Source organism: Actinacidiphila sp. bgisy145, assembly GCF_057708125.1.
On the sequence record NZ_JBYIRL010000036.1, the window covers coordinates 78,096 to 88,189 of the forward strand.

The 10,094-nt window shown below is 77.4% G+C and carries 7 protein-coding genes; 4 read left to right on the top strand and 3 right to left on the bottom strand.

Annotation, left to right across the window (positions count from 1 at the left end; translation table 11 throughout):
- The first annotated feature begins 70 nt into the window (after positions 1 to 70).
- The 4 genes from AC3ERT_RS28115 to AC3ERT_RS28130 all read left to right on the top strand — a co-directional run bounded on the left by AC3ERT_RS28115 (position 71) and on the right by AC3ERT_RS28130 (position 2,195).
- Positions 71 to 451: a sortase-dependent protein gene (locus AC3ERT_RS28115; RefSeq protein ID WP_435131539.1), complete on the top strand. Its 381-nt coding sequence runs from the start codon at positions 71 to 73 to the stop codon at positions 449 to 451.
- A complete protein-coding gene (locus AC3ERT_RS28120) occupies positions 448 to 1,071 on the top strand; it encodes a class F sortase (RefSeq protein WP_435177508.1) in 624 nt (207 codons plus the stop codon). Before AC3ERT_RS28115 ends, AC3ERT_RS28120 begins: the two co-directional genes overlap by 4 nt.
- Before the next feature lie 136 nt (positions 1,072 to 1,207).
- Positions 1,208 to 1,699 carry an RNA polymerase sigma factor gene (locus AC3ERT_RS28125; RefSeq protein ID WP_335983770.1) on the top strand — a complete coding sequence of 164 codons (492 nt, stop codon included), beginning with the start codon at positions 1,208 to 1,210 and terminating at the stop codon, positions 1,697 to 1,699.
- Positions 1,683 to 2,195, top strand: a complete 513-nt coding sequence (locus tag AC3ERT_RS28130) for a hypothetical protein (RefSeq protein ID WP_435177510.1) — start codon at positions 1,683 to 1,685, stop codon at positions 2,193 to 2,195. The genes AC3ERT_RS28125 and AC3ERT_RS28130 overlap by 17 nt, the downstream gene beginning before the upstream one ends.
- Before the next feature lie 61 nt (positions 2,196 to 2,256).
- On the opposite strand, the gene AC3ERT_RS28135 is transcribed toward AC3ERT_RS28130, so the two are convergent.
- From AC3ERT_RS28135 to AC3ERT_RS28145, 3 genes are all read right to left on the bottom strand, one after another.
- Entirely contained in the window at positions 2,257 to 6,204 is a 3,948-nt protein-coding gene (locus AC3ERT_RS28135; RefSeq protein WP_435177512.1) for a Kelch repeat-containing protein, read from the bottom strand.
- 98 nt (positions 6,205 to 6,302) lie between these two features.
- Positions 6,303 to 6,476 (bottom strand): hypothetical protein, encoded by a 174-nt coding sequence (locus tag AC3ERT_RS28140; protein ID WP_435177514.1) that lies wholly within the window; start codon positions 6,474 to 6,476, stop codon positions 6,303 to 6,305.
- Positions 6,477 to 6,974: 498 nt separating this feature from the next.
- The gene (locus AC3ERT_RS28145; protein ID WP_435177516.1) at positions 6,975 to 9,836 is read right to left on the bottom strand and encodes an ATP-binding protein; all 2,862 of its coding nucleotides are present in this window, start codon (positions 9,834 to 9,836) and stop codon (positions 6,975 to 6,977) included.
- Positions 9,837 to 10,094: the final 258 nt, after the last annotated feature.

Sequence of the window (10,094 nt, forward strand, 5' to 3'; positions counted from 1 at the left end):
TCGATCCGCAAGCGAACCCCGCGCGTCCTCGCGCGGGCGGACCGACGAAAGAGAGCGATCCATGCGCCCCATGCGCCGAACTGCCCTGAGCGCCCTGGCCCTTGCCTGCACCGCGGTGCTGGCGGGCACCGTCCCCGCGTTCGCCGACGGGTCCGCCCCGTCCCCGGCCCCCGCGCAGAGCCAGGCCGCCACCCCGTCGGCGAGCGCGGCGGCCCCCTCCGCCGTGCCCTCGACGCGCGCCGCCACCGCTGCCCCCGCCCCGACCCGCGCGGCCCGGCCGGGCCAGGTCGCCGCCGTGCCGAAGGGTGCCCCCGACACCGGCCTGGCGCCCGTGGCGTCCTCGCACAGCGGCCCCGGCGGCGGGCTGATCGGCGGCGGCGCCGCCGCGGCACTCGTCCTCGGCGGCGGCGTGACCTTCCTCGTACGCCGCAGGCGGGCGACCGGGGCGTGACCCCGCTCTCCCGGCGCGCGTTCACCGCGGCGGCGACGGCCGCGCTGGTCGCGGGCTGCGGTGGCCACCGCGCCGGCCGTGCGGCGGCCACCGTCCGCCCGGCGGGCAGCAGCGGCTCCGCGACCGCGCCGCCGCCCACCGCCAAGTCCGTACGCGCGCTGCGGCGTTCGGTCCCGGTCCGGCTCCAGGTCCCCGCGATCGGGGTCGACACCCCGCTGATGCAGTTGGGGCTGGCCGCCGACGGCACCGTCCAGGTGCCGCCCATCGCGCCGCACGACCGCGCGGGCTGGTACCGGAACTCCCCGACGCCCGGCCAGACCGGCCCGTCGGTGATCCTCGCCCATGTCACGCTCGGCGCCTACGGCGACGGGGTCTTCCGCCACCTCGCCCAACTGCGCCCGGGCGACGGTGTCGTGGCGCGGCGGGCGGACGGCACGGCACCGCGGTTCACGGTCACCTCCGTGCGCACGGTCGCCAAGTCGAAGTTCCCGACGGACGCGGTCTACGGCGACGTGGACCGCCCCGAACTGCGGCTGATCACCTGCGGCGGCCCGCGCAGCGGCACCGGCTACCTCGACAACGTGATCGTCTTCGCCGAGCTGGCCTCGGCGGGCACCTGACACCCGGCCGCCGACCGCCCGACCGCAGGGCCCCGGGCCGCCGCACCCCCGTGCGGCCCGGGACCCTGCCACCGGGGAGCCCCAGCCCCCACCCGCACCCGCCCGTCCGACCCGTGGCCCCACGACATGGAGAGCGTTGAAACGGTCCCGCGAGAAGGCAGCGTCCGAGCTGTTCACCGCCTTCTACCCGCGCCTCGCCGGCTGGTGCCGCCGCCTGGTCGACGACGACGAGACGGCCCACGAGATCGCCTCGGAGGCGTTCATGCGGCTGTGGGCGCGGTGGACAGCGGTGGCGGAGCCGCGCGGGTTCCTCTACGTCACCGCCACCAACCTCGTCCGCGACCACTGGCGCAAGCTGGAGCGCGAACGGCGGGCGGTGCGCCGGGCCACCGTGGAGGCCGCGATCCGGCCGCAGACCGAACCGGCCGACCCGTCGCTGCGCCTGCTCGTGCAGTCGCTGCCCGAGCGGCTGCGCGTACCGATCCTGCTGCACTACTACGCCGACCTCCCGATCCGGGAGATCTCCCGACTCACCGGCCGCCGGGAGGGCACGATCATGTCCGACCTGCACAAAGCCAGGGAACTGCTGCGCGCCCATCTGAGGAGAAGCCTTGATCACTCAGTCTGACGACGGTCAGGACTTCGACCCCGACGACCCGCTCACCGTGATCCTGCGGCCCGGGCCGGACTACCTCGGCCTGCCCCCGGGCCGGTACGAGAAGGTCCGCCGCGGCGCCGCCCGCCGCCGGATGCGCCGGGCCGTGCTCGGCCTCGGCCTGTGCGGCGCGGCCGCCGCGCTCGCGGTGCTGCCGCTGCGGCTGGCCGGGTCCGGCGGGCCCGCCGGCCCCGCCTCCCCCGCGGGGCCGCCCGTCCCTGCGCCCGCGAGCGGCGCCACCACCGGACCCACCGGACCCACCGGACCGGCGCCCGTCCCCACGCCCACCACCGGCCGCCCCACCCCGAGCGCCCACCCCACCCGGCAGGCCCCCGCACGCCGCACCGCCACCCCGGCCCGACCGAGCCAGGACCGGCGCGCGGCCACCACCGCCGCCACCGCCACCTCGGTCCCCTCCGCCGAGTCCCCGCCGAGCCCCTCGGTCCCCGCCACCGCGAACCGCCGCTGAACCGCGCACGTCCGGCCGGCCTCCCCCGAGGCCGGCCGGACGTGTTCCGCGGTCGGTGCCGTCAGTGCCCGGCAGTCACCTTCATCGCCACCGCCAACGACGGGACGGCGTACGGCGAGTCGGTGGCGACGGTCAGCCCGCTGGTGTACGTGCCGGCCCGGTCCACCGCGCCCGCGTCGAGGGTCACCCGCACCTGCACGGCCGCCCCGGGCGCGACGGTGACGGTGTGCGGCGCCGACAGCCAGCCGGCGGCACCGGAACTGCCGCAGTCGGCGTAGCCGGGCAACTGCTCGACGCCCGCGGTCGGTTCGCCGGCCGCGTCCGAGCCGCCGGCGACATACAGGCCGCAGGCCCCGGCCGCCCGGTAGACGAGCGCGCCCGCCGCCGGGAGCGCCGACCAGGAGTCGGTGGCCGGGTCGTACTCCTCGGCCTGGTTGGTCAGTTCGCCGTCGCCGACGCCGCCGACCAGTTGCAGCCGCCCGCCGGAGGAGGCGACCGCCGCGCCCCAGAGCGTGTACGGCAGCGCGGCCCGCGCCGTCCAGGCGCCGGTGCCCGGGTCGAAGGCGTACGTCGCCGCCGTGGCCTGGCCGGTGACCGGGTCGGTGCCGCCCGCGCAGACGACCTGGCCGCCGGCGCCCGCGCAGGACAGCCACGAGTCGGTGGCCGGGTAGTCCGCCACGCGGCTCCAGGTGTCGGTCCCGGGGTCGTAGGCGTACGTCGCCTGCGACGCCGGGGCGCAGTTGCCGCCGCAGCCCGCGACCACGTAGAGCCGGCCGCCGAGGACCGCGGTGCCGCCGGCGACCACGCCCGAGGGCAGCGGCGCGGCCGAGGACCAGGTGTCCGCCCGCGGGTCGTAGCGGTAGACCGCCGCCGAGACGGCGCCGCTGCCGGTCCAGCCGCCGAGGACGTAGATCTGCCCGCCGAGCGCCTCCACGCCGGGCTTCTCCAGGTTCGCCGGCATCGGGGCCAGCCGCTGCCAGCCGCCGGCCGCCGGGTCGTGGACGAGGGCCTTGGACAGCGGGCCGGAGCCGTCGGTCCCGCCGAAGACGTAGACCTTGCCGTCGACTGCCGTCGCGCCGCTGTCCTGGAGTTCGGACGGGAGGGCGTCGGCGGTCGTCCACGCGGTGGCGCCCGCCGAGGTGCCGGTCGCCGTACTGCCGGTCGCCGCCGTGCCGTTGGTGCTGTTGCTGCCTGCCGGCAGCGGGCCGGTGGTGAAGTCACCGGTGGCGTGCCGGACGGCCGAGCCCTTACCGGGGGTGCCGGAGGTGCCCGACGTGTCCGACGTTCCGGCGTGCGAGGCCGGAGTGTAGGAACTTTCCTCGGAGTTGAGGACCACATGGACCGGCGCGGTGCCGGTGTTGCGGAGCGTCACCGTACGGGTCGTCGAGCGGCCTTGGGCCTGGGTGGCGCTCAACGTGCCGCCGGAGACGGTGATCCGGCCCGCGCCCAGGCTCCAGTCCTTGCCGGTGACCCGGTCGCGCGCCACGGCCGCCTTCGCGGTCGCGGCGGTGTAGGCGCCGTCGGTGACGCCCAGCGCGGTGCGGCCGTCGCGGCCGGCGGCCGACGCGGGCGCGAACAGCTCGTACGTGCCGTCCGCCGCGGTCGCGGCCGCCGCCGTGCCCGCGACGCTCACGGTGGCGCCGGACAGCGCCTTGCCGGTCTGCGCGTCGGAGACGGTCCCGGCCACCAGCCCGCCCGCGGTCGCGTCGCAGGAGCGGTCGCCCACGAAGACGTCGTCGACCTTCCAGTACCAGGAGTGCACGGCGTCGTAGCGGAAGCGGACCCGTACGTCCTTCTCGCCCGCGGCCTGCGGGAGCGCGACGGTCTCCGGGCCGTGGGCGATCGTCCTGGACAGGTGCCAGACCGCCGTCCAGGTGGCGCCGCCGTCGGTGCTGACGTCCACGTAGGCGTTGGAGTTGTACAGCGGCGAGGTGAAGGAGTCGGCGAAGGAGACGATCGGGGTGGCGTCGCCGCTCAGGTCGAGGGCCGGCGAGACCAGGCTCGTCGTCTCATGGGTCGAGATGCCGGCGTCGAGCGAGTCGACCTCGGCGAACGCGCCGCTGCCGCCGGTGTCGTTGCCGCTGCCGGACGGGTCGTCGAAGCGCCAGGTGACGCCGGAGCCGCTGTCGTCGGTGACCGTCCAGCCGTCCTGCGGGGTGCCGGCGGACCAGCCCTCGAAGTCGGTGGTGGTGCCCTGGTAGCCGAAGCGGTAGCCCGGCGCGGTGCACAGGGAGGCGTCCGTCGTGAGCGCCACGTCGCGGCTGACGTCGCGGGTGCCGACGGCGACGGTGGTGTCCGCGCCGACGTAACCGGGCAGCGCCGAGGCGACGTGCAGCGCGTAGCTCGCGCCGTCCGGCAGCCGTACGGAGTACCGGCCGGTGGCCGGGTCGGTGGCGACCGCGCCGCCCGGGTAGCCGTCGACCGTGATCGACGCGGCCAGCGGCCAGCCGTGGCCCGAGGCGTCGGTGACGGTGCCGGAGACCGTGTGGCTGGGCAGCGCGTGCAGCGTGAACGGCTCCTTCAGCGTGCGGCCCTGGGTGATCTTCACCTTCGCGGTGGCCTTCGCGTAGCCGAACTCCGTCACCGTGAGCGTGGCGGAGCCGACCGCGGGGGCGAGCGTGAAGGCGCCCGACGCGTCGGTGGTCGTGGTGGTGGTGCGGCCGTCCGCGGTCGTGGCGGTGACCGCCGCGCCCTTCACCGGCCCGGCGGCCGTACCCGCCCCGGTGCCGCGTACGGTGCCGGTCACGGTGCCGTGCGGGCCCTGGCGCAGTGCGCCGACCCCGGCGGGGCTGCCGAGCCCGGTGGGGCCGTCCCAGCCGGCGCGGGCGGTGCACAACTGGGTGCCGCAGGTGCCGTCGGAGCCCGCCGTGACGTCGGTCAGGTCCGCCTTGTCCGTGTCGTCGTACGGGTACGTCACCGGGTACGTGCCGGGGGTCGGGGTACCCGCCAGGGCGTACATCGCGGCGACCAGCGGCGAGGACAGCGAGGTGCCGCCCACCTGCTCCCAGCCGCCGACCGCACTGGAGTTGTAGATGCCCAGGCCCGTGGCCGGGTCGGCGTCGGCGGAGATGTCGCCGATGGCGCGGTTGGCGCAGCCGGTGTCCAGGGTCTGCTGGTACGCCGGCTTCGGCTCCACGCCCGAGCAGCCCGAACCGCCCGAGGACCACGCCGACTCGGTCCAGCCGCGCGCGGTGGACCCGTCGCGGGTCAGGGTCGTGCCGCCGACGGCCACCACGTTCGGGTTCGAGGCGGGCCAGTTGACGATGTTGCCGTAGTCACCGGTGGACGCGGTGACCGCGATACCGGGGTGGTCGTAGTGCTGCTCGTACGCCGACGGGTCCGCCAACTCGCCCGGCACGCCGTAGGAGTTGGAGATCGCCGCCGGGTGCAGTGCGGCGGCGGTGTCCACGGCCCGGCCGAGGTCGTCGATGGCGGCGGAGTCGGCTTCCACCAGCAGGATGCGGCAGTCCGGACACGCCGCGGAGACCGCGTCCAGGTCGAGCGCGGTCTCCAGGGACCAACTGGCGTCCTCCGGCGGGTAGCTGTGCCCGCCGTCCTGGTCCAGCTTGGTGAAGCAGCCGTTCGCCGTGGTACACGCGGAAAGGCCGTAGGTCTTGCGGAACACCGCGAGGTCCGCTTCGGCGGTCGCGTAGCCGCCCGCGTCCACGATGGCGACGGTCTCACCGGTGCCGCCGGCCGGCATGTCGTACGCGGCCCGCAGGTCGCTCGGGGTCAGGGCCGCGGCGGGCGGCGTCGGGGAGCCGGCGGCCGCCAGGCCGTGGCTGTCGGTCACGTCCATCAGGTCGCAGGTGGCGTAGGGCGCGGAGCCCTTCTGCTCACTGGCGGGCACCGGTTCGGCGCAGGCCGCGGGCCGGTAGGCCGCCGTGCTCGGCGCGGTGCCGTCGCTCGCGGCGGCCGCCGCCTGTGCCGGGGCGGCGGCCGTCAGGCCGAACGCCACCGCGCAGGCGGCCGCCACGGCGGCGGCACCCATGCGTATGGGTCTGTGCATCGGACTCCTCGGGAGGTTCCGCCGGCCGGGCGGGCCGGCGCGGGTCGGGGTGCGTGCGGGTGGTGTGCGTACGGGCGTGGGTGCGGGTGGGGTGCGGGTCAGACCGGCCGGTACTCCACGCCGGCCTTGCGCCGGGGCGGAGGCGGTGCCTCCGCGGTCGCCTCAGCAGACGGGTCGACGGCCTCCCCGACGGACTCCTCCTCGCTGGAGCCGTCGTCGGGCCCGGCCGCAGGTTCCCCGCCTGACGGTTCGGCGCCGTTGCCAGTAGTCATCGCGGCTGCTCCGTTCTGTCCCAGACCCAGCAGTGAACGCTGCGCGGCGAGCAGGCGGCAATGCGCAGAACTACCCGGGAAATCCCCCGCCCCCCTCCCCACCTGCACCGACACCTCCCAACCCGCCCCCACCGCAGGCCCCCGACAACGCGCTACCGCCGCCCCGGCACGTCCCGGCACCACCGACCCACGGCCTGACCGACGGCACGCGCAACGGCGGCGGGCCGCCAACGCACTGCGGCTGAGCGCGGGTTGGCCGGGCCGGCGCGCAGCCGCTGTGACCGGCCCGGTCATCCGCCGCAAGGCGGCGGACTCGCCGAAACCACCCGGGGCAACCCGGTGCGGCGCGCGCCGCAACCTACGGGCAGGCACCACGGGCGCGCAGCCCACCAACGTGCGGCAGACCAGGGCCGGTTGGCCACCCCGCGCCCGGCCCCGCGGCCTCGGGTGCCGCCTCCCGAGGGACCGCCGAAGCGGCGGCGGCTGGACGCGGGGTCGTCAGGGGGCGGGGATGTCGCCGGAGGCCACCGCGGCGATGGCGAGGGCGGTGCGGGAGGGGGCGGCGCGTTTGCGCATGGCGGTCTGGACGTGTTTGTCGACGGTGCGGGGGGAGAGCCCGAGGACGCGGGCGATCTGCGCGCTGGTGCGGCCCTGGGCGAGGAGGCGGACGACGTCGAGTTCGCGGGGGGAGAGCCGGTCGCCGTAGCCGGGGCGGCCGGGGCGGCCGCCGGCGCGGCGGCGGATGCGGTCGGCGTCGCCGGTGGCGCCGAGGGCGGTGAGGTCGGGGAGGAGGGCGCGGAGCGCGGAGCCGTCGGTGTTGCGGCAGTCGGCGGCGGCCTCCCGGGCGAGGAGGGCGTCGTAGGGGCGGGGCAGGGCCTGCCAGGCGGCGGCCGCCTCGTCGAAGAGGGCTGCCGCGGGGGCGGGTTCGCCGCGGTCGCGGGTGAGGAGCGCGGCGGTGAGCAGCCCGGCCGCGGTGGCGGTCGGGGCATCGAGCCCGCGGGTCCCCGCGCCGAAGGACTCGGCCGCGGCCGCCGCTTCGGCCGCGCGGCCGTCCCGGAGCAGCGCGTCGACCCGCAGCGGCGCGATCTCCGCGGCCCACAGCCACAGCCCCTTGGCCTCGATCAGCCGCCACGCCGCATCGGTCGCGGCCAGCGCGTCCGCGGGCCGGTCGTCGGCCAGCGCCAGCCGGGCGAGCGCGGCGGACGGGTCGCGGAACCCGTCGGCGGGTCCGCGCGGCCGCCCGGTCGCGGCGGCGGCGCGGGTCTGCTCGCGCATGCGGGCGTGGTCGCCGCGGGCGGCGGCGAGCAGACCGCCGATCTGCAACGCGTCGGCGCGCAGCACGGGTTCGTCGGATTCGAGGGCCGCGGCCGCCCACGGTTCCAGCCCCGCCCAGCGCCCGGTGAGCCAGTCCAGATGGGCGAGGGTCCCCGCGACGAGGTCGCGCAGCCGCAGGTGCCGGTGCTCCTCGGCCAGCGCGGCGGCCGCGTCGAGCAGGTGCCGCGCGTCGTCGTAGCGGCCCCACAACATCGCGGCCTCGCCGATGTTGGCGTACCCCCGGGCACGCTGGAACACCTCTCCTGGGCTGTCCCCGCCGGCGGGCAGGTCGCGGGCCGCGTCCCAGCCGGCGGGGTCGCCGAGCACCAGCAGGGTGGCGGCGCGCTCCGCGAGGAAGGACAGCCGCTCCTGCGGCGCGCCCGAGCAGGTCGCGAAGAGCCGTCCGGCCCGCTCCAGCCAGGCACGGTGCTGTGCGGCCGGGCGCGGGGTGCCCAGCGGCCGGGCGAGCATCATCATGGCGTGCACGGCGGCGACCGGGCGGTCCTGGACCAGCCCCGGCACGGCCTGCTCCATCGCGGCGGCCGCGGCCTCGCTGTCGCCGACGTGGAACATCAGCCGGGCCAGCTGCCAGGTCGCCGCGGTCCGCTCCTCGCGGGTGAGTTCGCCCTCGGCGGTCGCGCGCAGCACCGCGACCAGCTCGCGCAGCGGGCCGTCGCCGGGCGCGGCGTACAGCGGCATGCGCTGCACCACGGGGGCGACCGCCGCGCCGCGGACGGCGCCGCCGACCAGCAGGTCCAGCAGCAGCCCGAAGGCCGTGCGCGGGTCGCCGGAGGCGATCGCGTCGTCCGCGGCGCGGCGGGCGTGCACCGCCCACCGCCCGGGGTCGGCCGCCTCCTTGAAGTGCCGTGCCAGCTCGGCCGAGCGCAGCACCGGCTCGCGTTCCAGCGCCAGCCCGGCGCGGTGGTGCAGGCGGCCGCGTTCCAGGGCGCCGAGGGCGTGGTAGACGCTGCGGGCGGCCAGCACGTGGCGGAACCCGACCCGCCCGTCGCGGTCCTCGGCCAGCAGCCCGCCCGAAAGCGCCTCGGCCAGGCCCTGTTCGACGTCCGCCGCGGGCATGGCGGCGACCTCGGCGACGAGGCCCGGGGACCGCTCCCCCTCCAGTACGGCGAGCGCGGCCAGCGCCCCGGCCGCGGCCGGCCGCAGCCGGGAGGTCCGCTCCAGTACCGCTTCGCGGATGCCGGGCGGCACGTCGAGTTCGGCGACCTCGCGCCGCAGCCATGTGCCGTCCTCGTGGACGAGGTCGGCGCGGTCGTACAGCAGCCGGACGCACTCCTCGACGGCGAGCGGCAGCCCGTCGGTGCGGGCGTGCAGGAACTCGGCGAACTCCGCGGAGACCGGCTCCCCGCCGAGCATCGAGGAGATGAGGTCGGCGGTGGCCGCGGGGTCGAGCGGCGCGGGTTCGAGCCGGGTGGTGCCGGCCTGCGCGACCATCCGCCGCAGCAGCGACCGCGCGGGGACGTCCTCGGGGCGGTAGGTGAGGACGAGGCGCGGGCCGTGCTCCCAGCGCGAGCGCAGGAACAGCAGCAGTTCGAGGGTGGTTTCGTCGGCCCAGTGCGCGTCCTCCACCACGAACAGCCCGACGCCCAGGGCGTCGACGAGTTCGGCGAGCGCGCGCAGCAGGCGGTGCCGGGCGGCCGAGTCGTCGGCCAGCGGCTCGGGTGCGGGCGGCAGTTGGCCGGCCCACTCCGGGAAGAGCGGGCGCAGCGCCCCGGCCAGACCGGTCAGCGGCAGGCCCGCCACGCTCCCGGCCAGCCGGCGCACCGCGTCCACGACCGGCCCGAGGGTGTACGGCTCCCGGAACGGCGGGCACACCGCGACGAGCGCGGACTCCGGCCGCCGCGCCAGCAGTTCGTGCAGCAGCCGGGTCTTCCCGATGCCGGCCTCGCCGGCGACGGCGACGAGCCCGGACCGCCCGTCCAGGGCCTGCCCGAACAGCGACAGGTCGCGCGCGCGGCCGGCCAGGCGGGGGACGGCGAGGTCGGGCCGCCGCGCCGGGCCGCCACCGGCACTGTTTGCTGCACTCATCTGCGCCTCCGCTCCGGCCGAGAGCACACATTGTGCCAAGCCGCGCTCAAATCCCGGCTTTTCGTGACGCACAGCACCCCGCACGGCACCCCGCACGGCCCCTGCGCGGAACCCGCCCCCGCATCCCGCCCGACCGGCGCCCTCGACGGCGAAGGCCCCTCCGGGCGGACGAACGCGTCCGCCCGGAGGGGCCGTTGGGTACGGCGGTGGGGGGGGGGGGGGGGGGGGGGGGGGGGGGGGGGGGGGGGGGGGGGGGGG

Coding starts and splice junctions, on each gene's coding strand:
- AC3ERT_RS28145 (WP_435177516.1), bottom strand. CDS start 9,836: ATGAGTGCAGCAAACAGTGCCGGTGGCGGCCCGGCGCGGCGGCCCGAC.
- AC3ERT_RS28140 (WP_435177514.1), bottom strand. CDS start 6,476: ATGACTACTGGCAACGGCGCCGAACCGTCAGGCGGGGAACCTGCGGCC.
- AC3ERT_RS28135 (WP_435177512.1), bottom strand. CDS start 6,204: ATGCACAGACCCATACGCATGGGTGCCGCCGCCGTGGCGGCCGCCTGC.
- AC3ERT_RS28115 (WP_435131539.1), top strand. CDS start 71: ATGCGCCGAACTGCCCTGAGCGCCCTGGCCCTTGCCTGCACCGCGGTG.